This is a genomic window from Kitasatospora sp. NPDC059673 (assembly GCF_042734215.1).
Classification (GTDB): Bacteria; Actinomycetota; Actinomycetes; order Streptomycetales; family Streptomycetaceae; genus Kitasatospora.
Window position 1 is genome coordinate 179,271 of the sequence record NZ_JBHWEN010000008.1, and the last position, 23,704, is coordinate 202,974.

At 72.3% G+C, this 23,704-nt stretch carries 20 protein-coding genes; 12 read left to right on the forward strand and 8 right to left on the reverse strand.

Going from position 1 to position 23,704, the window contains the following annotated elements:
- The first annotated feature begins 6 nt into the window (after positions 1-6).
- The gene (locus tag ACFV18_RS12640; RefSeq protein WP_380482252.1) at positions 7-741 is read left to right on the forward strand and encodes a TetR/AcrR family transcriptional regulator; all 735 of its coding nucleotides are present in this window, start codon (positions 7-9) and stop codon (positions 739-741) included.
- Positions 742-1,028: 287 nt separating this feature from the next.
- Here ACFV18_RS12640 and ACFV18_RS12645 read toward each other — a convergent pair whose 3' ends face one another.
- Both ACFV18_RS12645 and ACFV18_RS12650 read right to left on the reverse strand, forming a co-directional pair.
- A complete protein-coding gene (locus ACFV18_RS12645; protein ID WP_380482254.1) occupies positions 1,029-2,135 on the reverse strand; it encodes a DUF6745 domain-containing protein in 1,107 nt (368 codons plus the stop codon).
- 37 nt (positions 2,136-2,172) lie between these two features.
- The gene (locus ACFV18_RS12650; RefSeq protein WP_380482255.1) at positions 2,173-2,499 is read right to left on the reverse strand and encodes a hypothetical protein; all 327 of its coding nucleotides are present in this window, start codon (positions 2,497-2,499) and stop codon (positions 2,173-2,175) included.
- Between the two features lie 164 nt (positions 2,500-2,663).
- On the opposite strand from ACFV18_RS12650, the gene ACFV18_RS12655 reads away from it, so the two are divergent.
- The 6 genes from ACFV18_RS12655 (at position 2,664) to ACFV18_RS12680 (ending at position 10,655) form a co-directional block, all read left to right on the forward strand.
- Positions 2,664-3,617: an STM4015 family protein gene (locus ACFV18_RS12655; RefSeq protein ID WP_380482257.1), complete on the forward strand. Its 954-nt coding sequence runs from the start codon at positions 2,664-2,666 to the stop codon at positions 3,615-3,617.
- An 11-nt stretch (positions 3,618-3,628) separates the two neighbouring features.
- A complete protein-coding gene (locus ACFV18_RS12660) occupies positions 3,629-4,843 on the forward strand; it encodes an STM4014 family protein (RefSeq protein ID WP_380482259.1) in 1,215 nt (404 codons plus the stop codon).
- A 36-nt stretch (positions 4,844-4,879) separates the two neighbouring features.
- Complete coding sequence (locus ACFV18_RS12665) at positions 4,880-5,701, forward strand: STM4013/SEN3800 family hydrolase (protein ID WP_380482346.1); 822 nt, start codon at positions 4,880-4,882, stop codon at positions 5,699-5,701.
- Positions 5,698-7,020 (forward strand): STM4012 family radical SAM protein, encoded by a 1,323-nt coding sequence (locus ACFV18_RS12670; RefSeq protein ID WP_380482261.1) that lies wholly within the window; start codon positions 5,698-5,700, stop codon positions 7,018-7,020. The genes ACFV18_RS12665 and ACFV18_RS12670 overlap by 4 nt, the downstream gene beginning before the upstream one ends.
- Positions 7,017-7,865 (forward strand): STM4011 family radical SAM protein, encoded by an 849-nt coding sequence (locus ACFV18_RS12675; protein ID WP_380482263.1) that lies wholly within the window; start codon positions 7,017-7,019, stop codon positions 7,863-7,865. The genes ACFV18_RS12670 and ACFV18_RS12675 overlap by 4 nt, the downstream gene beginning before the upstream one ends.
- 498 nt (positions 7,866-8,363) lie before the next feature.
- On the forward strand, positions 8,364-10,655 hold the full coding sequence (locus ACFV18_RS12680) for an FdhF/YdeP family oxidoreductase (RefSeq protein WP_380482348.1): 2,292 nt from the start codon (positions 8,364-8,366) through the stop codon (positions 10,653-10,655).
- 74 nt (positions 10,656-10,729) lie between these two features.
- On the opposite strand, the gene ACFV18_RS12685 is transcribed toward ACFV18_RS12680, so the two are convergent.
- Positions 10,730-12,181 carry an NlpC/P60 family protein gene (locus tag ACFV18_RS12685; RefSeq protein WP_380482264.1) on the reverse strand — a complete coding sequence of 484 codons (1,452 nt, stop codon included), beginning with the start codon at positions 12,179-12,181 and terminating at the stop codon, positions 10,730-10,732.
- Positions 12,182-12,467: 286 nt separating this feature from the next.
- Between ACFV18_RS12685 and ACFV18_RS12690 the strand changes: the two genes are divergently transcribed.
- Both ACFV18_RS12690 and ACFV18_RS12695 read left to right on the forward strand, forming a co-directional pair.
- Complete coding sequence (locus ACFV18_RS12690; protein WP_380482266.1) at positions 12,468-13,628, forward strand: anion permease; 1,161 nt, start codon at positions 12,468-12,470, stop codon at positions 13,626-13,628.
- Positions 13,629-13,642: 14 nt separating this feature from the next.
- On the forward strand, positions 13,643-13,870 hold the full coding sequence (locus ACFV18_RS12695; RefSeq protein ID WP_380482268.1) for a hypothetical protein: 228 nt from the start codon (positions 13,643-13,645) through the stop codon (positions 13,868-13,870).
- A 68-nt stretch (positions 13,871-13,938) separates the two neighbouring features.
- Here ACFV18_RS12695 and ACFV18_RS12700 read toward each other — a convergent pair whose 3' ends face one another.
- The gene (locus ACFV18_RS12700) at positions 13,939-15,519 is read right to left on the reverse strand and encodes an MDR family MFS transporter (RefSeq protein ID WP_380482270.1); all 1,581 of its coding nucleotides are present in this window, start codon (positions 15,517-15,519) and stop codon (positions 13,939-13,941) included.
- 129 nt (positions 15,520-15,648) lie between these two features.
- Positions 15,649-16,113, reverse strand: coding sequence for a MarR family winged helix-turn-helix transcriptional regulator (locus tag ACFV18_RS12705; protein WP_380482272.1), 465 nt, complete (start codon positions 16,111-16,113; stop codon positions 15,649-15,651).
- A gap of 107 nt (positions 16,114-16,220) precedes the next feature.
- On the opposite strand from ACFV18_RS12705, the gene ACFV18_RS12710 reads away from it, so the two are divergent.
- Positions 16,221-17,255, forward strand: coding sequence for a DUF3533 domain-containing protein (locus tag ACFV18_RS12710; RefSeq protein WP_380482274.1), 1,035 nt, complete (start codon positions 16,221-16,223; stop codon positions 17,253-17,255).
- Positions 17,256-17,280: 25 nt separating this feature from the next.
- On the opposite strand, the gene ACFV18_RS12715 is transcribed toward ACFV18_RS12710, so the two are convergent.
- From ACFV18_RS12715 to ACFV18_RS12725, 3 genes are all read right to left on the reverse strand, one after another.
- On the reverse strand, positions 17,281-17,805 hold the full coding sequence (locus tag ACFV18_RS12715) for a GtrA family protein (protein WP_380482276.1): 525 nt from the start codon (positions 17,803-17,805) through the stop codon (positions 17,281-17,283).
- A 78-nt stretch (positions 17,806-17,883) separates the two neighbouring features.
- Positions 17,884-20,277 carry an endopeptidase La gene (gene lon, locus ACFV18_RS12720; protein ID WP_380482278.1) on the reverse strand — a complete coding sequence of 798 codons (2,394 nt, stop codon included), beginning with the start codon at positions 20,275-20,277 and terminating at the stop codon, positions 17,884-17,886.
- Between the two features lie 125 nt (positions 20,278-20,402).
- Positions 20,403-21,092, reverse strand: coding sequence for a rhomboid-like protein (locus ACFV18_RS12725; protein WP_380482279.1), 690 nt, complete (start codon positions 21,090-21,092; stop codon positions 20,403-20,405).
- Between the two features lie 359 nt (positions 21,093-21,451).
- Here ACFV18_RS12725 and ACFV18_RS12730 point away from each other — a divergent pair, with 359 nt between their 5' ends.
- Together ACFV18_RS12730 and ACFV18_RS12735 are read left to right on the forward strand one after the other, a co-directional pair.
- Positions 21,452-22,186, forward strand: a complete 735-nt coding sequence (locus ACFV18_RS12730; protein WP_014138042.1) for a response regulator transcription factor — start codon at positions 21,452-21,454, stop codon at positions 22,184-22,186.
- Between the two features lie 78 nt (positions 22,187-22,264).
- A complete protein-coding gene (locus ACFV18_RS12735; RefSeq protein ID WP_380482281.1) occupies positions 22,265-23,404 on the forward strand; it encodes an ATP-binding protein in 1,140 nt (379 codons plus the stop codon).
- Positions 23,405-23,704: the final 300 nt, after the last annotated feature.

Sequence of the window (23,704 nt, forward strand, 5' to 3'; positions counted from 1 at the left end):
GCACCCATGGCAGCGACCCCGTCCCCCACCCAGGCGGAGCGCCCCCGGCGCGCCACCTACCGCCGACTGCCCGTCCAGCAGCGGCGCGAACAGCTGATCGCCGTCGCCCTCGAACTGTTCGCCGCCCGACCGCCCGAGGACGTCTCGCTGGACGACGTCGCCGAGGCCGCCGGCGCGTCCCGCCCCCTCGTCTACCGCTACTTCGCCGGCGGCAAGCAGCAACTCTACGAGGCCGCACTGCGCAGCGCCGCCACCGAACTCACCCGCCGCTTCACGGTCTCCGCGACCCCCGGCACCCCCACCCAGCAGCTCGCCGCCGTCCTGCACCAGTACTTCGCGTTCGTCGACGAGCACGCCGCGGGCTACGCCGCGCTGCTGCGCGGCGGCTCGGTGGTCGAGACCGCCCGCACCTCGGCCATCGTCGACGAGGTCCGCCGCGCGGCGATCCGGCGCACCCTGCGCCACCTGGCAGTACGGGAGGCCGGCCCGCGACTCACCCTGCTGGTGCGCTCCTGGATCTCCGTGGTCGAAGCCTCCGCGCTCAGCCGACTCGACGAGGGCCGCCAGATCCCGCTCGACTCCCTCTGCGACTGGCTGGTCGACCAGTTCGTGGTGATGGCCGCCGCGACGGCCGTCCGCGACCAGCAGACGGCCGAAGTCCTGCACCACTGGCTCCAGTTGGAGACGGAGGACAGCCCGGCGGGGGTGCTCATGGCTCGCCTTCGGGACATAGGCATGTAAGAGGGCGCGAAACGCAGGCGGGCGCGGGGAAACGGCAGCGGGTGCACAGACAGGGGCGCGTGGGGGTACCTCCCGGCCCGCTAGGGCTGGGGGAGAACTGCGCGAAGCGGAAGGCACCCAACCGCAAGATCGCGACGCAGGACAATGACCTGCACTTGATCGCGACCTTGCGGACGTGGTGTGCGCTTGTCGCGCAGTTCCCCGCGCCCCTGTCTTCGCGCCCACCTGCGTTCGCACCCACCTGTCTTCGCGCCCGCCAGGTTTCGCGCCCACCTGCGTTCGCGCCGTCAGGTCTCCCGCTGGGGGCGGTACTCCGCCTCCTCGACCCCGAACGTCCAGGCCACGCCCGCCCTCGCGGTGCGGACGGAGGGCGGGACGCGCAGGTAGTAGGTGCGGAAGGTGCCGTCCGGTTCGGGCGTGGAGTTGACCACCTCGACCATCACCACCGGTTCGTCGTCCGGGAGTTGGATCCGCCAGAGGATGCCCGTCTCGTCGCGGTGCAGCGGCTCCGCGCCGCTCTCCGCGAGGTAGCGGTCGTAGCCGAAGTGCTCCAGCATGACGCGGCGGAGCTCGGCGTTCTCCTCGGTGCGGATCCGCTCCACGGTGAGGCCGGTCAGCTGTTCCAGGAAGTCCGCGGGGACGGGCATGCCGCGCCACGCGTACAGCGCGAAGCCGTCGGCGTAGGCGAGGGCGGGACCGTCGGCGCGGTCGAGGCGGCCGGCCTCGTCGCGGTGCAGGGCGACGGGGCGTTCGCTGAGCAGCACGGTGTTCTCGTACGGCCACCACCAACCGGCCTGTCGGGCGACCCCGGCCAGCGCCGCGAGGGCCTCGTCGCCGGTGCCGGCGGTGTCGAAGGCGGCGAACCAGGCGGCGTCGTGCTGGCCGGCGACGGCGTCGAGCAGGGCGAGGCGGGCCTTGGCGCGGGCTTCGCCGGCCACCCGGCGGAGTTCCTTGTTCTCGGGCTTGCGGGATTCCTCCCAGCCGAGCGGTTCGGGCTCGGGGGCGAAGTGGTCGAGCAGCGCGGCGCGGACGCGTTCGGCGGGCAGTGCGGTGGTGGCGGCGAGTTCGGCGCCGGTCGCACCCCAGATCTCGGCCCAGCCGGCGGGGCCGTGCGCGGCGAACGCGGCGTCGCGGGCGCGTTCCCAGGCGGCGGTGCGCACCTGCTCGCGCAGGTTCGCGCCGAACTCCTCGCGGTGGTCGAGCAGTTCGGTGACGGCGGCGAGCGGCGAGGGGTACCAGCGGAACTCGGCGGGCTCGGCCAGCCCGGCGGCCCGGTAGGCGGCCCGGACGGCCTGTTCGGCGGTGGCCCGGTCGGCCGGTCCGGTGGCGGCGGCGACCGCCCGCCAGTGCGCCACCGAGGCGTCGGCCGGACGGCCGGTCAGCTGCGTGCTCATCAGTTCTGTCCTCACTCTCTTGCGGGGTGTGCCGGTGTCAGTCCGCGACGATCCGGACCGCGCCGGGCGCGTACTCGCGCTGCCGGACCACCCGGAACCAGCCGGTGGGCAGCGCGATCGCCGCGTGCTCCTCGTGCACGACCTTGCCGCCCTCCGGCAGGTGCAGCCAGGCGCGGCCGAACGGGCCGGACTCGCGCAGCAGTTCGCCCGGGCCGACCACCGCGTGGGCGTGGCCGGTGACTTCGCCGAGGGCCAGCACCAGCCGGCCGCGGCCGTCCCGCGGCTGGCGCGGCAGGTGGGCCACCGCGGCCGGGACCGCGCTCTGTTCGACCGGCACGATCAGTACGTCACCCTGGCGGTACACGAAGGTCCTCCCGCGGTCGGGTCCGGCCGGGCGCCGGACGTCCCGACCGGAAAACTAGGCGGTCCCACCGACAACACCACGCCAGCAAACTCCCCGTGCGGGTGAACGTCGGGGGCGGCTGGTAGACAGGGTCAGGCCCCACGACGAGCAGCGAGGAGCGGCGCATGACCATCAATCAGCACATCGAGGAGTTCCACGGCCTCCCGGTCACCGACTTCCGGACCGCCGAGGCGGAGGGGAATAAGCTGCCGGCAGCCGCGGCGACCGCCTGGCGGATCGGGCTGGACTACGAGGAGGAGCGCGAGTTCGGCGAGGTCTGGGCGGCGTTCCTGAAGACCGTCGCGCTGGAGGAGGTCACCGCGCTGGTGATCGGCCCGTGGTTCTCCGAGGAGCCGGAGTCGCTGTCCGAGACGCTGCCGGTGGTGCTCGCGTCCGCCGACCGCTTCCCCGCGCTGCGGGCGCTGTTCATCGGCGACATCATCATGGAGGAGTGCGAGATCTCCTGGATCCAGATGTGCGACATCACGCCGGTCCTCGAAGCGTTCCCGCAGTTGGAGGAGCTGGTGGTGCGCGGCTCCGACGGCGACTACGACGGCAAGGACCCGCTCTCCCTGAAGCCGGTGAAGCACCAGAAGCTGAAGGCGCTGCGCTTCGAGGCCGGCGGCCTGCCGGGCTCGGTGGTCCGCTCGGTCGCCGCCTGCGACTTCCCGGCGCTGGAGAAGCTGGAACTGTGGCTCGGCGTCGACAACTACGGCGGCGACTGGACGATGGAGGATCTCGGCCCGTTCCTGTCCGGCGCCAACCTGCCGTCGCTGACGTACCTGGGCCTGCAGAACGCCGAGCAGCAGGACCGGATCGCCGCCCTGGTCGCGCAGGCCCCGGTGGTGCCCCGGCTGACCGGGCTGGCGCTGTCCATGGGCGCGCTCACCGACGAGGGCGCGGCGGCGCTGCTGGAGGGCCAGCCGCTCAGCCACCTGAAGAAGCTCGATCTGCACCACCACTACCTCACCGAGGGCATGCAGAAGCGCCTGCGGGACGCCCTGCCCGGCGTCGAGATCGACCTCTCCGACGCCGAGGACCCGAACGACAACTGGCGCTACGTCGCCATCTCCGAGTAGGAGAGCGCGAGTTGACGTCGCCACAGCTGGTCGTCCTGGGCTGCCCGGGGCACCGGAGGGTCACCCTGTTCGCCGCCGCGGCCCGCGCCGCCGGCCTGCCGGAGCCCGCCGTGCTGAGCTGGTCCTCGGTGCTGCGCGGACGGTACGAGCTGCCGCCCGACGCGGTGGTCCGGGTCGATTCGCCCGGCGAGGACCCGGAGGCCGACCGGCTGCTGCGCGGCGCCGCACTGGGCGACGGCTACGCCGCCACCCGGGTCGAGGGCGGTCCGGCCTGGTACGCGGGCGTCACCGCCGCGCTGCGTGAGCTGGCCGCCCGGCCCGGGGTGCGGATGCTCGGTGATCCGGAGGAGATCGCCGTGATGTTCGACAAGCGCCGCGCGCATGCCGTGCTGGCCGCCGCCGGGGTGCCGGTTCCGCCCGCGCTGCCCGGCGAACTCCCGTCCTCCTTCGAGGAGTTGCGGGAGCGGATGGCGTCCGCCGGGATGCGCCGGGTGTTCCTCAAGCCGGTGCACGGCTCGTCCGCCTCGGGGGTGGTGGCGCTGGAGTTCGGCCCGCGCGGGCAGGTCCAGGCCACCACCTCGGTGGAGGTCGCCCCGGACGGACTGCACAACTCGCTGACTGTCCGGCGCTACCGCGACGCGGCCGAGGTCGCCGCACTGGTCGACCGGCTCGCCCCGGAGGGCCTGCACGTCGAGCAGTGGGTACCCAAGTCCGGGCAGCGCGGTCTCGCTGCGGACCTGCGGGTGCTGGTGGTCGGCGGCCGAGCCACCCATGTGGTGGTCCGCACCAGCCGGCACCCCATGACCAACCTCCATCTCGGCGGCGCACGAGGCGAGTTGGCGTCCGTCCGGGCCGCCGCCGGCGGCACCTGGCCCACCCTGCTCGCCACCGCGGAGGCCGCCGCGGGCTGCTTCCCGCACGCCCCGATGGTCGGCGTCGACCTGCTCCCGCGCGCCCGCTGGCGCCGTACCCTGGTCGGCGAGGTCAACGCCTTCGGCGACCTCCTCCCCAAGCTCCCGGGCCTGGCGGACGGCCCGGCCCCGGGACTCGACACCTACGCGGCACAGTTGGCTTCGCCGAAGTATTCGGAAGCTCTCCGCCGGAGCTCCGCGACAGCCCCTCTCCCGAGCCCCGCGTCCCCTCCGGGGCGGAACCCATGCGAAGCGGAAGAGCAGCCCCGGCCGAATCCGCCGCTCACACGGCCGGTTGACGCCCCGGCCGCGTAACCCGAAGGAACCCCGTTGCACCACGACATACCCGACATGAACCACATCGTCGGCACCCACGACCTCCTCCTCGTCACCCTCGACACCCTCCGCTTCGACGTCGCCGAGGAGCTTCTCGCCGCCGGCCGCCTCCCCAACCTCGCCCGGGTGATCCCGAACGGCCGGTGGGAGCGCCGCCACTCCCCCGGCAGCTTCACCTACGCCGCCCACCAGGCGATCCTGGCCGGCTTCCTGCCCACGCCCGCCTCGCCGAACGGCCCGCACCCGCGGCTGTTCGCGGCGCGTTTCGCCGGATCCGAGTCGACCGAGTCCCGCACCTGGGTGTTCGACGCGCCCGACCTGCCGACGGCCCTCGCCGCGACCGGGTACCGCACGGTCTGCATCGGTGGCGTCGGGTTCTTCAACAAGCAGGGCCCGCTGGGCTCCGTTCTCCCGGGGCTGTTCCAGGAGAGCCACTGGGCACCGGGGTTGGGCGTCCCGTCCCCGACCTCCTTCGAGTCGCAGGTGGCGGTGGCCGAGCGGATCACCGCCGAACAGCCGGCCGACCAGCCGCTGTTCCTGTTCGTCAACGTCTCCGCGCTGCACCAGCCGAACTGGTTCCACCTCCCGGGCGCGACCCGCGAGGACGGCGACTCCCGGGCCAGCCACGCCGCCGCGCTGGAGTACGTGGACGCGCACCTGGGGCGGCTGTTCGCGGCGATGTCCGCCCGCCGTCCGTGTTTCGCGATCGTCTGCTCGGACCACGGCACGGCGTACGGCGAGGACGGCTACACCGGTCACCGGATCGGCCACGAAGTGGTCTGGACGGTGCCGTACGCGCACTTCACCCTCCCGGCCATGCCCCAGGAACAGCCATGACAGCGACCCTCCAGTCCCCGTACCAGTCGTACGTGTACGCCTACCCGCACAAGACGGCCTATCGCCCGCTGCCCGACCGCCCGCCGCTGGCGGAGCTGTGGCGGGGTGAGAAGCAGGACGCCCTCTCGCTGTACCTGCACATCCCGTTCTGCGAGGTGCGCTGCGGCTTCTGCAACCTGTTCACCCGGATCGGCAGCCCGGAGGGCCTGACCACGGCCTACCTGGACGCGCTGGAGCGGCAGGCCGTCCAGGTCCGGGAGGCACTCGCGGACACCGCCGGATTCGCTCTCGCGGCGTTCGGCGGCGGCACGCCCACCTACCTGACGGCGGCCGAGCTGGAGCGCCTCTGCGACATCGCCGAGCACCGGATGGGCGCGGACCTGCGGGCCGTCCCGCTCTCCGTCGAGGCCTCCCCCGACACCGCCACCGCGGACCGCCTCAAGGTGCTGGCCGAGCGCGGCACCACCCGGCTGAGCCTGGGCGTGCAGTCGTTCCTGGACGAGGAGGCCAGGTCGGCGGTCCGGCCGCAGAAGCGGGCGGCGGTGGAGGCGGCGCTCGGCCGGGTCCGGGACGCCGGCTTCCCGGTGCTGAACATCGACCTGATCTACGGCATCGACGGCCAGACGCCCGCCAGCTGGATCACGTCCCTGGACGCGGCGCTGCGCTGGCAGCCCGAGGAGCTGTACCTGTACCCGCTGTACGTCCGTCCGCTGACCGGCCTCGGCCGCCACACGGACACCACGCCCTCCCGCGAGTGGGACGCTCAGCGCCTGGCGCTGTACCGGGCCGGCCGCGACCACCTGCTGGCGCACGGCTACCAGCAGGTGTCGATGCGGATGTTCCGCCGGGCCGGCGCGGCGAGCGCGAGCGCCGGCGAGTACGCCTGCCAGACCGACGGCATGGTGGGCCTGGGCTGCGGGGCGCGTTCGTACACCTCGAAGCTGCACTACTCCTTCGACTACGCGGTGGACGCCCGCGAGGTGCGCCGGATCATCGGCGACTACGTGGCCGCACCGGACTTCACCCGCGCCGAACTGGGCTGGGCGATGACCGACGAGGAGACCCGCCGCCGCCACCTGGTGCAGTCGCTGCTGCAGGGCGAGGGCGTCGACCTGGCGGCCTACCGGGAGCGCTTCGGCAGCACCCCCGGGCAGGACTTCCCGTCCGAGCTGGCCGAGTTCGCCGCCAACGGCTGGCTGGCCGGCACCGAGCACCGGCTGCTGCTCACCCCGGAGGGCCTGGCCTGGTCGGACGCGATCGGCCCGCGGCTGTTCTCCGCCGGGGTGCGCGCGCGGATGGCGGAGTACTCGCCGAGATGAGCGCGCTGACGATCCTCTACCGGGGCCCGCTGTCCTCCTGCGACTACGACTGCCCGTACTGCCCGTTCGCCAAGCGGCGGGACACCCCGGAGCTGCTGCGCACCGACCGGGCCGCGCTGGAGCGGTTCACCGCCTGGGCGGCGGCGTACCGGCACGGCGGCCTGTCCGTCCTGTTCACGCCGTGGGGCGAGGGCCTGGTGCGGTCCTGGTACCGGCGGGCGATGGTGGAGCTGAGCCGGCTGCCGCACCTGGAGCGGGTGGCGATCCAGACCAACGCGAGCTGCCGCACCGGCTGGCTGGCCGAGGCGGACCTGTCGAAGCTGGCGCTCTGGGTGACGTACCACCCGGGCCAGGTGACGGAGCAGCGCTTCCTCGCCAAGTGCGCCGAACTGACGGCGCTGGGCGTGCGGTTCAGCGTCGGCGTGGTCGGCCAACCGGAGCACCTGGCGGCGGCCCGCCGGCTGCGCGCGGCCCTGCCGCCGTCCGTCTATCTGTGGGTGAACGCGGCCGACGGGCTCACCTACACCGACGCGGAGGCGGCCGAGTGGACGGAGCTGGACCCGCTGTTCGGCTACAGCCGCCGCCCGCACCGCAGCGCGGGCCTGCCGTGCCGCACCGGAGAGAGCGTGGTGTCGGTGGACGGGGACGGCACGGTGCGCCGCTGCCACTTCGTCCGGCCACCGCTGGGCAACCTGTACGACGACTCCTACCGGGCTCAACTGCGGCCCCGGGCCTGCCCGTTGGGCGAGTGCGACTGTCACATCGGCTATGTGCACCTGGAGCCGCTGCCGCTGTACGACGTGTTCGCGGGCGGAGTGCTGGAGCGCATCCCGCACGGCTGGTGAGGCCCACGGCACCTGACAAGTGAACGGTGCTCAGCGGACCTCGGCGAGGAAGGCGCGGGTGCACTCGTGCTGAGGGGCGTCCACGGCACCGCCCTGGCCGATGCCTTCCTGCCCCGGCACGCCCTCGACCGCACCGCCGACCCGCTGCTGCGCCGGCTGCTGCACGAGGCCAGGATCGGCGAGGAACACCTCACCGACCCCGACGGCCACAGCTACCGCTCCGGCCTGATCCGCACCGACCCGGACGCCCGGCTGCTCGATCCCGCCCTCGGCGGCCACCCGCACCCGCGCCGCACCACCCTCGGTGCCCCCCACCACCACCCGCGCCCCCGCCGCCTTCGCCCGCCCCCGCACGGACGCCCCGGCCTTCCGTCAGAACGACGCGGTCGCCCGGCGGCTGCTGGCGGAGCTGCAGAAAGACGCCTGACCACCACCCCACGACACCCGCCGCCGTACCGGATACGCTCCAAGCACCCCGAGCCCTCCGGAGAGTCCGCCATGGCCAAGCAGCCCCCGCACCGCGACCCCGCCCAGGACGCGCCGCACGTCGGGCCCCCGGCCCACGCCGCCGCCGGGCTGCCCGCCATCGGGCACACCCTGCGGATGGCCGCCGACCAGATGTCGCCGGGCCGGGTGCTGTCCACCCTGCGCAAGGTCAACCAGCAGGGCGGCTTCGACTGCCCGGGCTGCGCCTGGCCCGATCCGGACAAGCCGCACCTGGCGGAGTTCTGCGAGAACGGCGCGAAGGCGGTCACCGAGGAGGCCACCGAGCGCCGGATCACCCCCGCGTTCTTCGCCGCCCACCCGGTCGCCGAACTCGCCGAGCGCTCCGGCTACTGGCTCGGCCAGCAGGGCCGGCTCACCACCCCGATGCTGCTCGACGAGGGCGCCACCCACTACGCGCCGATCGGCTGGGACGAGGCGTTCGCGCTGATCGCCGCCGAACTCACCGCGCTGGACTCCCCGAACGAGGCCGCGTTCTACACCTCCGGGCGGACGTCCAACGAGGCGGCCTTCGCCTACCAGCTGTTCGCCCGCCGGCTGGGCACCAACAACCTGCCCGACTGCTCCAACATGTGCCACGAGTCCTCGGGTTCGGCGCTCACCGAGACCCTCGGGGTCGGCAAGGGCAGCGTCTCGCTCAAGGATCTGTACCAGGCCGACCTGATCATCGTCGCGGGCCAGAACCCGGGCACCAACCACCCCCGGATGCTCTCCGCGCTGGAGCGTGCCAAGCGGGCCGGCGCGAAGATCGTCAGCGTCAACCCCCTGCCCGAGGCCGGCCTGGAGCGGTTCAAGAACCCGCAGACCCCGCGCGGCCTGGTCGGCGGCGGCACCAAGCTCACCGACCTGTTCCTGCAGATCCGCCTCGGCGGCGACCTGGCGCTGTTCCGGGCGCTGAACCACCTGCTGCTCACCACTCCCGGCGCGGTGGACGAGGCCTTCGTCGCCGAACACTGCGCCGGGTATCAGGAGTTCGCCGCCGAGGCCGCCGAACTCGACCGCCCGGCCACGCTGGCCGCCACCGGCCTGCCCTGGGAGCAGATCGAGGAACTGCACCGGCTGGTGCTCTCCTCGCAGAAGATCATCGTCTGCTGGGCGATGGGCCTGACCCAGCACAAGCACTCGGTGCCGACCATCCGCGAGGTGGTCAACTTCCTGCTGCTGCGCGGCAACGTCGGCCGCCCCGGCGCCGGCGTCTGCCCGGTGCGCGGGCACAGCAACGTGCAGGGCGACCGCACCATGGGCATCTTCGAACGCCCCAGCACCGCGTTCCTGGACGCCCTGGGCAAGGAGTTCGCGTTCGAGCCGCCGCGCGAGCACGGCCACGACACCGTCGACACCATACGGGCGATGCGCGACGGCCGGATACGCGTCTTCTTCGCGATGGGCGGCAACTTCGTCTCCGCCAGCCCCGACACCGACGCCACCGAGGCCGCGATGCGCCGCTGCCGGCTGACCGTGCACGTCTCCACCAAGCTGAACCGCTCGCACGTCATCACCGGCGCCCGGGCGCTGATCCTGCCCACCCTGGGCCGCTCCGACCGGGACGTCAGCACGCTCGGCCCGCAGTTCGTCAGCGTCGAGGACTCCATGGGCATGGTGCACTCCTCGCGCGGCGGCCTGCGCCCGCCCGCGCCCGACCTGCTCTCCGAGGTGGCGATCGTCAGCCGGCTGGCCCGCGCCGCGCTCGGCCCGCAGGACCCCACGCCGTGGGAGGAGTTCGCCCGCGACTACGACCTGATCCGGGACCGGATCGCCCGCGTCGTCCCCGGCTTCGACGACTTCAACACCAGGGTCCGCCGCCCCGGCGGCTTCGCCCTGCCGCACGCCCCGCGCGACAGCCGCAGCTTCCCCACCGCCACCGGCAAGGCCAACTTCACCGTCAACCCGCTCACCGCCCCCGACGTCCCGCCGGGCCGGCTGCTGCTCCAGACGCTCCGCTCGCACGACCAGTACAACACCACCGTGTACGGCCTGAACGACCGCTACCGGGGCATCACCGGCGGCCGCCGGGTGGTCCTGGTCAACCCCGCCGACGCGGCCGGACTCGGCCTCGCCGACGGGCAGTTCGTCGACCTGGTGGGCGAGTGGAAGGACGGCGTGGAGCGCCGCGCCCCGCACTTCCGGGTGGTGCACTACCCGGTGGCCAGGGGCGGCGCGGCCGCCTACTACCCGGAGACCAACGTGCTGGTGCCGCTGGACTCCACCGCGGACATCAGCAACACCCCGACCTCCAAGGCCGTGCTGGTCCGCCTGGAGCCCACCACCCGCCCCGCCGAAGCCTGACCCACCGAAGTCCGACCCACCGAAGCCTGACCCGCCGGGCCGCCGTCCCTCGACGGTGGCCCGTCAGCGGCCGGTCAGCGGCCGGTCGGCGCGGCCGACCCCGGCCCGGAGGCCGACGCGGACCCGGACGGCGAGCCGGAGGCCGACCCGCTCGCCGAACCGCTGGGCGAGCTGCTCGAACCGGTGCTCGGCGAGCCGCTGCCACTGGGCTGCGACGGGCTGGTGCCGGGGTTGTTGGGCTTCGGGTCCGGCGACGGAACGTTCGGCGCGGGCGTGCCGGGGGCGGGCGTGCCCGGTGCCGGCGGGGGCGGCAGCGTGGACGCCTTGGCGGGCCCGATCTTCGAGCCGCCGACCTTCACGTCCGGCACCTTCCACTCACCGCCCGCCTCGTCCGCCGAGTCGTCCGGGTCGGGCCGGACGGCGCCCAGGATCGGCATCGCGCCGACCTGCGACACCTTCACCACGTCGCCGGTGCGCGGGGCCTGCACGATCAGGCCGCCGCCGATGTACATCCCGATGTGGGTGGCGCCGCCGTAGTAGACCACCAGGTCGCCGGGGCGGATCTGGTTCAGCGGCACGTGCTTGAGCTGCGCCCACTGCTCCTGGCTGGTGCGCGGAATGGCCTTCCCGGCGTGCAGCCAGGCCTGCGAGGTGAGGCCCGAGCAGTCGAACACGTCCGGCCCGGAGCCGCCCCACACGTAGTCCTTGCCGAGCTGCTGGATCGCCCACTGCACCGCCTTGCGGCCCATCGCGGACGGCGTGCGCTCGCCCTTGCCGAGCGCACCGGAGGCCAGGAAGGTCAGCTGCGCCTGGTCGGCCTGCTGCTTCTCCAGCTCCTCCAGCTCGCTGCGCTGGGCGCCGGTGAGCGAGCCGACCAGGGTCTCCACGTCGGCCAGCTTCTTGGCCACGGTGTTCTTCTGCTGCTCCTGCTGGGTGGCCAGCGCCTGCGCGTCGGCCAGCGCCTGCTGGGCGGCCAGCTGCGCGGCGGCCAGCGCGTCCCGGTCGGACTTCAGCCGGTCCAGGAACGCCTTCTGCGAGCGCCCGGCGGAGTCCAGCAGTTCGGCGATCACCACCGCCTCGTACGGGTCCTTGGCCAGCAGCATCTCGGCGTACCCGGATATCTGGCTGTTGCGGTACTGCGCGCCCGCCAGCTGGGCGGCCAGGTCGTTGCCGGTGTCCACGGCCTCCTGCTGCCGCCCCACCCGGGCGTTCAGGTCCTGGACGGTGGCCTGCTGCTCGGCGAGCCGGGCGACCGTGCCGTTGTACTGCTCGGTGGCGGCCTCGGCCTCCTGGTAGAAGGTGTGCAGCTGCTCCAGCAGCGGGCCCAGGGTCCGCTTGGCCTCGGCCAACGGGTCGGCGCCGGGGGCTCCGGGGGCGGCGGACGAGGTGCCCGGGTCCGGCGCGGCGTACGCGGCGGAGGCGAACGGCAGGGCCAGTGCGGCGACGGCGATCACCGCCCCACAGCGCAGCGCGGCCCGCACCCACGGCCGCAGTCCGGTCGATTCCGCGCGCTGCCCTGCCCCCATCGGCCGGCCCTCCCCTGGTCTCGTCGGCGATCGGACCGATCCTGCCATGTCCAGGGGGGTTCCCGGCAGGTGGCCAGGGGAGCGTGAAGTGAATTCTCATCCGCGCCGGAGTGTGACAACCCTCTCATCAACCGCTGCGATCTCCATGGGAAACCGACGTTCCGGCAACTTCCGCGCCACTCACGGAACCATGACTCCGCGCCGAGTTAACCTCCCGTTCACCGAGGCTTCCTACGGTCACCGAGGACAGCAACGTCAGTCCGACCACTTCGACGATTGTTTGGGTATGGAACACATCACGTTCCTGGTGGCCGTTGTGATCATCACGGCGCTCGCCTTCGACTTCACGAACGGCTTCCACGACACCGCCAACGCGATGGCCACCTCCATCGCCACCGGCGCCCTCAAGCCCAAGGTCGCCGTGGCCATCGCCGCGGTGCTGAACTTCGCCGGCGCATTCCTCTCGGTCAAGGTGGCCACCACCATCTCGGGCGGCATCGTCAACGAGAAGGCCGGACTGCAACCCTCGATCATCTTCGCCGCCTTGGTCGGCGCGATCCTGTGGAACCTGCTGACCTGGCTGAAGGGCCTGCCCTCGTCCTCCTCGCACGCCCTGTACGGCGGCCTGATCGGCGCGACCATCGTTGGCGCCGGCATCAGCGGGGTCAACTTCTCCACCGTGGTCTCCAAGATCCTGATCCCGGCGGTGGCCTCCCCGATCATCGCGGGCGTGGCCTCCTGGGGCGCCACCAAGATCGCCTACCTGATCAGCGGGAACTCCCCGAAGAAGTCCACCGAGAAGGGCTTCCGCCGGGGCCAGGTCTTCTCCTCCTCGCTGATCTCGCTGGCGCACGGCACCAACGACGCGCAGAAGACCATGGGCATCATCACGCTGACCCTGATCTCGGCCGGCCAGCTGCACAAGGGCGACGGCCCGCCGACCTGGGTGATCATCAGCTCCGGCCTGGCGATCGCGCTGGGCACCTACATGGGCGGCTGGCGGATCATCCGCTCGTTGGGCTCCGGCCTGGCCGACATCCGGCCGCCGCAGGGCTTCTCCTCGGAGACCGCCGCCGCCACCGTGATCCTGACCTCCTCGCACATGGGCTACGGCCTGTCCACCACCCAGGTCTGCTCCGGCGGCATCATGGGCGCGGGCCTGGGCGGCCCGTCGGGCAAGCTGCGCTGGGGCATGGTCCGCCGCATGGTCTACACCTGGGGCCTGACCCTGCCGGCCGCCGCCGTGGTGTCCGGGCTGGCCGCCCTGATCGCCGACCAGGGCGACTGGGGCGTGGCCGTGGTCGGCGTGGCGCTGGTGCTCGGCGCCGGCTCGATGTGGATGATCTCCCGCCGCCAGCCGGTGCACGCCGACAACGTGAACGACAGCGAGACGGTGGACCTGCCGGTCACCGGCGGCCCGACCGGCCAGACCACCATCGCGGCCTGAGAGGACAACGAACCATGCACATCAAGTGGGCCGCTCTGGCCGAGACCGCGGGCGTCAGCCTGGCCGTCACCCTCGCGGTGGTCACCGTCTTCGCGCTGGGCAACCTGGCGCTCTCCCGCCGCGAGGCGGCCGTCGAAGCGGGCACCGGCAAGGGCGTCCCGGCCTTGGTGGCCGCAGGCGTGTGCTTCGCCGCCTGCGCGGCGGTGGTGCTGTACGGCATCTCGCTGATCGCCGCCAAGTAGCGCCGGGCGAGCAGACACGACGAAGGGCCCCGCCATCCGGCGGGGCCCTTCACGCATGTCGGCAGCGATCAGTCCGTGACCAGTTCCGCGGCCTTGCCGGCCGGGGCGGCGGCCCCGGGGTCGTCACTGGTGGTGCGCAGCGGCACCTCGCGGATGAACAGCACCAGCAGGAAGCCGACCACGGCGAACGGGGCGGCGACCAGGAACACGGTGCCGACGCCGTGCCCGAACGCGTCGGTGACCAGCGGGACGATCCGCCCGGGCAGCGCGTGCAGGTCGGGGATGCCGTCGCCGCCGCCCGCGGGGGCGGGCAGGCCGGCCTTGACGAAGTTCTCCGCCATGTACGAGGCGACCTTGTGCCCCAGCAGCGCGCCGAGCGCGGAGACGCCCATCGCGCCGCCCATGGTGCGGAAGAAGGTGACCACCGAGCTGGCCGCGCCGAGCTCGTGGCGCGGGACGGTGTTCTGCACCGCGAGCACCAGGTTCTGGCTGGTCAGGCCGAGGCCGATGCCGGCCACCGCCATGTAGAGCGCGAGCAGCCCGTACGGGGTGTCGGCCCGGGCGGTGCCCATCAGGCCGAGCCCGACGGCGAGCAGCACGGTGCCGCCGACCAGGTAGCCCTTCCACTTGCCGTACTTGGTGATGAGCTTGCCGGCCACGGTGGAGGAGACCGCGAGGCCGAGGATCATCGGCAGGGTGAGCAGGCCGGCCTGGGTCGGGGTCTTCTCCTTGGCGAGCTGGAAGTACTGGCCGAGGAAGGTGGTGGTGCCGTACATGCCGACGCCGACGAAGGCGGAGGCCACCGAGGCGAGCGCGACGGTGCGGTGGCGGAACAGGTCGAGCGGGATCAGCGGTTCGGCGGCGCGCTTCTCGACGGCGACGAACAGCCCGGCCAGCGCCAGGCCGCCGAGCACCATCACCGCGGTCTGCCAGGACAGCCAGTCGTAGTTCTTGCCGGCCAGCGAGATCCAGATCATCAGCAGGCTGACCGAGGCGGTGATCAGCACCGCGCCCAGGTAGTCGATCTTCGGCTTGCGGACGGTCTGCTCGGGGAGCTTGAGGGTGCGCTGGAGCACCAGGATGGCGAGCAGGGCGAACGGGACGCCGACGTAGAAGCACCAGCGCCAGCCGAGCCAGGAGGTGTCCACGATGACGCCGCCGATCAGCGGGCCGCCGATGGTGGCGAGCGCGAACACCGCGCCGAAGTAGCCGCTGTAGCGGCCGCGCTCGCGCGGCGGGACCATCGCGGCCAGGCAGATCTGGCCGAGCGCGATCACACCGCCGGCCCCGATGCCCTGCAGGACGCGGCAGAAGATCAGCATGCCGATGCTCTGCGAGAGGCCGGCCAGCGCCGAGGAGAGCACGTAGATCACCATGGCGATCTGGACCAGCAGCTTCTTGCTGACCAGGTCGGAGAGCTTGCCCCAGAGCGGGGTGGCGGCGGTGATCGACAGCAGGGCGGCGGTGACCACCCAGGTGTAGGCGGACTCGCCGCCGTGCAGGTCGGTGAGGATCCGCGGGAGGGCGTTGGAGACGACCGTGGAGGACAGCACGGCCACGAACAGGCCGAGCAGCAGGCCCGAGAGGGCTTCGAGCACTTGGCGGTGGGACATCCGGGTCTGCAGTACTGCCTGGGGGGTCGTCGACATGCGCTTCCTTCGACCGTGAAAAGTTCGTTGCCTCAAGCAACTATACGCGGATAGTTGACTGGGGCAACTTTCTTCAAGCCAAAGTAAAGGGGCTTCCCAAAACCCCAGGTCAGAGCCGGTCAGAGCCGGTCAGATCCCTTCGGTCAGCTCGTTGAACCGCTCCAGCAGCCGCGCGAACTGCTCCAGCTCGCCCACCTCCCACGCCGCCAGCGAAGCCCGGAAGCGCCCCATCCGCACCTCCCGGGCCGCCGCGAACCGCCGCTCGCCCTCCTCGGTCAGCGACACCAGCGAAGCCCGCCGGTCCAGCGGATCGGTCTCCCGGCGCAGCAGCCCCAGCTCCTCGATCGCCCGGATCTGCCGGCTCACCGTGGCCTTGCCCACGCCGAAGTGCAGCCCGATGTCGGTCACCCGGGCCTGCCCGGACTCCCGGATGAACGCGAGCAGCACGTACGCCCCGGCCTCCAGCTCGGGGTGCACCAGGCGGGAGACCTCGGCCGCCCGCGCCCTGCTGCGCCGGAACAGCGTCGCCACCTCGCGCTCGACCGCGAGAAATGCCAGTTCGGCGGCGTTCGGATCCGCCACGGGGTCGTTCATGGCGCTCAGTATCGCGCAGCCTGCATTTTCCCCGGGGCGCAACTGTTTCATGATATTAAGTATCCGATTTGTGTACTGGTACCGGATTGATAGGGAGATGCCCGCACATGGCAGAGCCTGCGAAGGGCTTCGTCAACGAGCTCAAGGACGCGGTGACCCCCCGAGCGTTCTTCCTGGTGGTGGCCGTCCTGCTGCTCCAGCTCGGCTTCATCACCTCGTACGTGGGCGCGCTCCACCAGCCGAAGCCGCACGAGCTGTCGATCGCCGTGGTCGCGCCGCCCGAGATCGCCCCGAAGCTGACGGCCGCCCTGGAGTCCGTCCCGGACAACGCGGTGCGTGCCTCCGTCGAACCCGACGCGGAGACCGCGAAGGCCCGGATCAAGGACCAGAAGATCTACGCGGCCTGGGTGTTCGACCCGGCCGGCACCCAGGACACCCTGCTGGTCGCGGAGGCCCGCGGCCCGGCCGCCTCCGGCGCCGCCGAGCTGATCGTCACCAAGGTGGCGGCCGCCCAGCACCGCACCGTCGAGGTGCAGGACACCATTCCGCTGGCCTCCGGCGACGGCAAGGGCCTGTCCAGCTTCTACCTGGTGGTCGGCTGGTGCGTCGGCGGCTACCTGGTCGCCTCGATCCTCGGCGTCAGCGCCGGCGCCCGTCCCGCCAACGTCCACCGGGCCGGTGTGCGCCTGGGCACCCTGGCGCTGTACTCGGTCGCCGCGGGCCTCGGTGGCACGCTGATCACCGGACCGATCCTGAACGCGCTGCCCGGCTCGATCCTGGCGCTGAGCGCCGTCGGCGCACTGGTGGTGTTCTCGGTCGGCGCGTTCACCATGGCACTGCAGTGTCTGTTCGACGTCATCGGCATCGGCCTGGCCGTGCTGATCTTCGTGGTGCTGGGCAATCCCAGCGCGGGCGGCGTCTACCCGCCGCCGCTGCTGCCCACGTTCTGGCGGGCGATCGGCGAGTGGATCCCGAACGGCGCGGGCACCTCGGCCACCCGCTCCATCGCCTACCTGGGCTCGTCCGCGATGGCGATGCCGCTGACGGTGCTGGCGGTCTGGGCCGCCATCGGCGTCGCGGTGACCTTCGTCGCGGCGTCCCGCCCGCCGGTCGTCGGCCGCCCTGCCCCGACGGAGGCGTGAGCGGCCGTCACGGAAGGGGGCGGGGTCAGACCCGCTCGGTCGCCCGCCCCTGCTCCGCGGTGTTCACCCGTTCCGACAACCGGGTGAACACGAACCGGTTCATCGCCCAGTAGCGGAACACCATCGCCAGTAGGGTGCCCAGGATCATGCCGCTGAGGAAGTCGGCGACCTCCTGGGTGAAGTGGGTGACGTGCGGCTCGCGCAGGTCGAACAGGTAGCGCGAGGCCGCCAGCGGAAGGTCGTTCACGCCCACCGCGAGAGCGCTGACCACCACGAACAGCACCGCCTCGCGCTGCTTGCCGGCGGCCCGGAAGGACCACTGCCGGTTCAGCACGTACGACACGCCAGTGGCGATCACGGTCGCGATGGTCAGGGCGACCAGCGGCTTGGCTTCGAAGACGGTCATCTTCAGAGCGAAGTTGATCAGCATGGTGAGCACGAAGCACGTTCCTCCGACCACGAGGAACTTCACCAACTTGCGGTGCTTGACCAGGAACGGACGGAAGTTCTCCGGAACTGCGGTCAGCGCGCGCTGCGTAGGGGACGGCATGCCGGAAGTCTGCCACGGGCCTTGATCGGCAACCACCAGGGGCCGGGAAGTGGACACTCCCCGGCCCCTCGGCCGCCGTCAGGCCGCCGCGACCAGCACTTCGGCCGGCTCCAGCGCCAGCCGCAGCACCTCCCGGACATCGGACACGGCGTGCACCGTGAGCCGCTCCAGCACCTCGGCGGGGACGTCGTCCAGATCCGCCTCGTTGCGCTTCGGGATGATCACCGTGGTGACCCCGGCCCGGTCCGCGGCCAGCAGCTTCTGCTTGACCCCGCCGATCGGCAGCACCCGGCCGGTCAGCGACACCTCGCCGGTCATCGCCACATCGGTGCGCACCTTGCGCCCCGACAGCAGCGAGGCCAGCGCCGTGGTCATCGTGATGCCCGCGCTCGGGCCGTCCTTCGGCACCGCGCCGGCCGGCACGTGCAGGTGGATGCCCCGCTCGCGCAGGCCCGTCACCGGCAGCTCCAGCTCGGCGCCGCGCGAACGCAGGTAGGAGAGCGCGATGTGCGCCGACTCCTTCATCACGTCGCCCAGCTGCCCGGTCAGCGTCAGCCCGGTCGAGCCGGTCTCCGCGTCCGCCAGCGACGCCTCGATGTACAGGACGTCACCGCCGGCCCCGGTCACCGCCAGTCCGGTCGCCACCCCGGGCACCGCGGTGCGCCGCTCGGCCGGCTCCTGCGCCGACTCCGGCACGTGGTGCGGCCGGCCCAGCAGCTCGCGCAGGTCGTCCGGGCCGATCGCGGCGGGCAGTTCGCGCTCGCCCAGCTCGATCTGCGCCGCGACCTTGCGCAGGATCCGCGCGATCGACCGCTCCAGGTTCCGGACGCCCGCCTCCCGGGTGTACTCGGCGGCGAGCCGGCGCAGCGCCTCCTCTTCCACCGTCAGCTGCTCCGCGCCCAGGCCCGCCTTGGCGAGCTGGCGGGGCAGCAGGTGGTCGCGGGCGATGGCGACCTTCTCGTCCTCGGTGTAGCCGTCCAGCCGGACCAGGTCCATCCGGTCCAGCAGCGGCTCCGGGATCGCCTCCAGCACATTGGCGGTGGCCAGGAACACCACGTCGGACAGGTCGAGCTCGACCTCCAGGTAGTGGTCCCGGAAGGTGTGGTTCTGCGCCGGGTCCAGCACCTCCAGCAGCGCCGCCGCCGGGTCGCCCCGGTAGTCCGAGCCGACCTTGTCGATCTCGTCCAGCAGCACCACCGGGTTCATCGTCCCGGCCTCCTTGATCGCCCGGACGATCCGGCCGGGGATCGAGCCCACGTACGTCCGCCGGTGGCCGCGGATCTCCGCCTCGTCCCGGACGCCGCCGAGGGCCACCCGGACGAACGACCGGCCCATCGCCTTCGCCACGGATTCGCCGAGCGAGGTCTTTCCCGTCCCCGGAGGGCCGACCAGGGCCAGCACCGCTCCCCCGCGCCGGCCGCCGATCTGCCCGAGGCCCTGCTCGGCCCGGCGCTTGCGCACCGCCAGGTACTCGACGATCCGGTCCTTCACGTCCGCCAGCCCGTTGTGGTCGGCGTCCAGCACGGCCCGCGCACCGGGCAGGTCGTACGAATCCTCGGAGCGCTCGTTCCACGGCAGCTCCAGCACGGTGTCCAGCCAGGTGCGGATCCACGAGCCCTCGGGCGACTGGTCACTGGAACGCTCCAGCTTGTCGACCTCCTTGAGCGCCGCCTCCCGCACCTTCTCCGGCAGCTCCGCCGCCTCCACCCGCGCCCGGTAGTCGTCCTCCTCCGAACCTGCCTCACCGTTCAGCTCCGCCAGCTCCTTGCGGACGGCCTCCAGCTGGCGGCGCAGCAGGAACTCCTTCTGCTGCTTGGCGACGCCCTCCTCGACGTCCTTGCGGATGGTGTCGTTGACCTCCTCCTCCGCGAGGTGCTCGCGCAGCAGCCCCAGCGCGTACTCCAGCCGGGCCGGACGGTCGGCCTCAAGCAGCACCTTCAGCTTCTGCTCGGCGGTGGCGAACGGCGCGTACCCGATGTTGTCCGCGAGCTCGCCGATGTCCTCGATCGCGGCCACCCGGTCGACGATCTGCCACGCTCCGCGCTTGCGCAGCCACTTGGTGGACAGCGCCTTGTACTCCTTGACCAGCTCGGCCGCGCGGCCCGCCACCGGCAGCCCGGCGTCCGACTCCTGGAACGGCGTGGTCTCCACCCACAGCGCCGCCCCCGGCCCGGTCGTCCCCCGGCCGATCCGCACCCGGCGCACGGCCCGCACCAGCGCCGCCGGATCCCCGTCCGCCAGCCGCCCGACCTGCTCGACCGTCGCCAGCGCTCCCACCGCCGCGTACGACCCGTCCAGCCGCGGCACCAGCAGGACCTGCGGCTTCCCCCCGTTGCTCCCCGCCCTGGCCGCCTCCACGGCGGCCCTCACCTCCGGATCCGAAAGCTCCAGCGGAACCACCATGCCAGGGAGCACCACCTCGTCGTCGAGGGGCAGCACGGGCAGAGTGAGCGGAACGGACGTCGATGCCATGATCTCTCCCCAGTCAGTGAAGTTGAGCTGACCTGACTAAGGTTTGCGACACCTCAATTGTTCCCCGCTGGCTGTTCACTCCGAGAGAAACTCCCCCGGAGGATCGCAGCACCCTCAATGACCTGCTACGAAGCAGCAGTCGCGGCCTTCCAGGCCCTGGCCCGCTCCGGCCCGCGCGGCCCCCGGCCCCGCCTCAGCCACGGCCACAGCCCGACTCCGAGCAGCAACGCGGCGGGGTGCCCGACCGAAGTCACCAGATCGGGGTCGGACAGCAACTGGTGTCCGATCAACGCCAGCCCCGCCCCCAGCGCGAGGGCCCGCCCCGGCCGCGGCAGCAGCCCGGCCAGCCCGCCGAGAGAGGCCAGCACTCCGTAACTGACCCCGATGTCCATCGCGTCCAGCACATCGGGCCCTGCCGCACCCCCCGCCACAGTGGCGACAGCCACCCCCTGCGAGAGCAGCGTCGCCCCGATGTGCCCGGCTCCGAAGACGCCGAGGGCACGGAGTCCCCCGGCCCGCCGTTCAAGAGGTGCGACGGTGAAGAGGAAGGCCCAGAAGTAGGGCGCCCACACCGAGCCGGCGACCCACAGGCCGCTGCCGATGAGGGAGACCACGGGGTGGACGAGCAGGTTGTGCGCGTCGGTGGAGGACACCGACTGGAGCCGGTGCACCGTCTCGGGGTCGCCGAAGCGGGCGTAGAGCGTGGTGCCGAGCAGCAGGGCGAGGTAACCGAGCGCGAACGGGTTCGTTCGCGGGGTGGGGACGGCCCGCAGGCCGGGGCGGATCAGCCGTCGTCGCAGTGCCGCGCTGGTCATCGTGCCTCCCGAACGCCTCGTCGGCCCCACGATACGGGTGGCAGGTGAGAGGTGTCTGGGTAAGTCCTGTGAAGACCGCTGTCCGTGCATATGCCGCTCGCACACGTACCGTTACAGGTCGCAAGTGCTTTGGGTAAGGTACTGGCCCGTGCCCGTCCGAACGGGGACCTGCCAAGCATGACGGTGCGCGGCCGGAATCCTCCGGTCGGCCCCGCCCGGGCGGGTGCGGCGTCCGTACGCTGCCAGGTGCAGCACCGGCGGGCGGGGCAACAGCCCACGACGGAACAAGACGACTACGACGCGGAGCCCGCTGTCCCCACAGGCGGCCGGCCCGCAGCCCTGGGGGCGGTGGCGTGACCGTGACAGAGATCCAGCAAGAGACGATCAGCAGTGGGCCGGTGGGTACCCAGCGACGGGTGCTCGTCGTGGAGGACGAGCCGACCATCGCGGAGTCGATCGCGGCGCGGCTGGGAGCCGAGGGCTTCAAGGTGGCGGTGGCCCACGACGGGCCGGGCGCGGTGGACGGGTTCCACACCTGGCAGCCCGACCTGGTGGTGCTCGACATCATGCTGCCGGGCTTCGACGGCCTGGAGGTGTGCCGCCGGATCCAGGCCCAGCGCCCGGTGCCGGTGCTGATGCTGACCGCACGGGACGACGAGACGGACCTGCTGGTCGGTCTGGGCGTCGGCGCGGACGACTACATGACCAAGCCGTTCTCGATGCGCGAGCTCGCGGCCCGGGTGAACGTGCTGCTGCGCCGGGTGGAGCGCGCCCAGCAGGCGGCCCGCACTCCGGCTCTCGGCAGCCTGCGTTTCGGCGAACTGGAGATCGACCACGTGCAGCGCCGGGTCCGGCTGGGTTCGGGCGACGTGCACCTGACGCCGACCGAGTTCGACCTGCTGGCCTGCCTGGCCGCGCAGCCGCGCGCCGTGCTGACCCGCGAGCAGCTGCTGGCCGAGGTGTGGGACTGGACCGACGCGTCCGGCACCCGCACGGTGGACAGCCACGTGAAGGCGCTGCGCCGGAAGATCGGCGCCAGCTGGATCCGCACGGTGCACGGCGTGGGCTACGCGCTGGAGGCTCCGCTGTCCTGACCGGGCGCCGCCGGTCCGGGCCTCCGGGGGGCCCGCGCGGCGGTCCGGTCGTGCACGGGGGACGAGTTCTGGGGACACATGACTTTTCCACAGCAACGCAACGGGGAATCCGAGCCGACCCCGCGGCCCCCGCTGGCAGTGCGCGCCGCGCGCCGGGTGTGGGCCGACATCCGCCCGTTCGATCCGGTGCGCTCGGTCAAGGGCAAGCTGGCGATGCTGGTGGTGGTCTCGGTGGTGCTGGCCACCGGCATGGTGGTGGTGGCGATCCGCTCGGAGACCCAGATCCGCATCATCATGATCTTCTCGCTGATCGCCTCGCTGCTGTTCATGCAGTTCCTGGCGAACGGTCTGACCGCGCCGCTGCGGGACATGACGGCGGCGGCCCGGTCGATGGCCGAGGGCGACTACACCGCCCGGGTGAACGTCTCCTCCCGGGACGAGATCGGCGAGCTGGCCGACACCTTCAACCGGATGGCGGGCGACCTGGAGGCCGCCGACCGGCACCGCCGCGAGCTGATCGCCAACGTCTCGCACGAACTGCGCACGCCGATCGCGGCCCTGCGCGGCCTGCTGGAGAACGTGGTGGACGGCGTGGTGAAGCCGGATCCGAAGAACCTGGGCACCGCGCTGGAGCAGACCGAGCGCCTGGGCCGGCTGGTCACCCACCTGCTGGACCTGTCGAAGCTCGACGACGGCGTGGTCCCGCTGGACTGCCGCCCGTTCCAGGTGCGGGAGTTCCTGGACGGCGTGCTGCGGGGCGTGACGGTGGACGGCGCGACGGCGGGCGGCGCGTACGCCCGGCGCGAAGACGTGCGGCTGGCGCTCGATGTGCAACCGGCCGACCTGTCGGCGGTGGCGGACGCGGAACGGCTGCACCAGGTGGTGGCCAATCTGGTGGACAACGCCTGCAAGCACTCGCCGACCGGCGGCACCGTGACGGTGCGGGCCCGGGCGGCGGAGGACGGCGGGTTGCTGCTGGAGGTGGAGGACCAGGGCCCGGGCATTCCGGTCGCCGACCGGGAGCGGGTGTTCGAACGGTTCGGCCGCAGCGGTTCGCCGACCGCGCTCGGCCCGGGCAGTGACGGCGGGACCGGCCTGGGTCTGGCCATCGCCCGTTGGGCGGTGGATCTGCACGGCGGACGGATCCGGGTGGCGGAGGCCGCCGCGGGCTGCCGGATCGAGGTCGCCCTGCCGGGTGAGAGCGTGATCACCTCGTGATCGCCGCCCGGTTTGTGGCGGAACCGGTACAAACCATGTTTCGAGGCCGGGCCGGGACGGTCAACCAGCGGCCCCGCCCGGCCAGTTCGTCCGATTTTCACTCGATATGGCAGCGAACGACCCGTCCACCGCTTCCCTGCTTTTCGTCATCTCTAACGCACAGTTCCGGCCAAAATCCGGTCCACCGATGTGATCTGGGCGACGCCTGAGCATCGGGGACTGCGCGATCACTCATCGGAGGCGTAGCCTTAATCCCCGCTGTCCACCATCCCAAAAGGAAGCGGAAGAGGGCGGTTGCCC

Coding starts and splice junctions, on each gene's coding strand:
- ACFV18_RS12670 (WP_380482261.1), top strand. CDS start 5,698: ATGACAGCGACCCTCCAGTCCCCGTACCAGTCGTACGTGTACGCCTAC.
- ACFV18_RS12640 (WP_380482252.1), top strand. CDS start 7: ATGGCAGCGACCCCGTCCCCCACCCAGGCGGAGCGCCCCCGGCGCGCC.
- ACFV18_RS12725 (WP_380482279.1), bottom strand. CDS start 21,092: ATGACCAGCGCGGCACTGCGACGACGGCTGATCCGCCCCGGCCTGCGG.
- ACFV18_RS12735 (WP_380482281.1), top strand. CDS start 22,265: ATGACTTTTCCACAGCAACGCAACGGGGAATCCGAGCCGACCCCGCGG.
- ACFV18_RS12685 (WP_380482264.1), bottom strand. CDS start 12,181: ATGGGGGCAGGGCAGCGCGCGGAATCGACCGGACTGCGGCCGTGGGTG.
- ACFV18_RS12645 (WP_380482254.1), bottom strand. CDS start 2,135: ATGAGCACGCAGCTGACCGGCCGTCCGGCCGACGCCTCGGTGGCGCAC.
- ACFV18_RS12675 (WP_380482263.1), top strand. CDS start 7,017: ATGAGCGCGCTGACGATCCTCTACCGGGGCCCGCTGTCCTCCTGCGAC.
- ACFV18_RS12700 (WP_380482270.1), bottom strand. CDS start 15,519: ATGTCGACGACCCCCCAGGCAGTACTGCAGACCCGGATGTCCCACCGC.
- ACFV18_RS12710 (WP_380482274.1), top strand. CDS start 16,221: ATGGCAGAGCCTGCGAAGGGCTTCGTCAACGAGCTCAAGGACGCGGTG.
- ACFV18_RS12695 (WP_380482268.1), top strand. CDS start 13,643: ATGCACATCAAGTGGGCCGCTCTGGCCGAGACCGCGGGCGTCAGCCTG.
- ACFV18_RS12680 (WP_380482348.1), top strand. CDS start 8,364: ATGGCCAAGCAGCCCCCGCACCGCGACCCCGCCCAGGACGCGCCGCAC.
- lon (WP_380482278.1), bottom strand. CDS start 20,277: ATGGCATCGACGTCCGTTCCGCTCACTCTGCCCGTGCTGCCCCTCGAC.
- ACFV18_RS12655 (WP_380482257.1), top strand. CDS start 2,664: ATGACCATCAATCAGCACATCGAGGAGTTCCACGGCCTCCCGGTCACC.
- ACFV18_RS12665 (WP_380482346.1), top strand. CDS start 4,880: ATGAACCACATCGTCGGCACCCACGACCTCCTCCTCGTCACCCTCGAC.
- ACFV18_RS12690 (WP_380482266.1), top strand. CDS start 12,468: ATGGAACACATCACGTTCCTGGTGGCCGTTGTGATCATCACGGCGCTC.
- ACFV18_RS12715 (WP_380482276.1), bottom strand. CDS start 17,805: ATGCCGTCCCCTACGCAGCGCGCGCTGACCGCAGTTCCGGAGAACTTC.
- ACFV18_RS12705 (WP_380482272.1), bottom strand. CDS start 16,113: ATGAACGACCCCGTGGCGGATCCGAACGCCGCCGAACTGGCATTTCTC.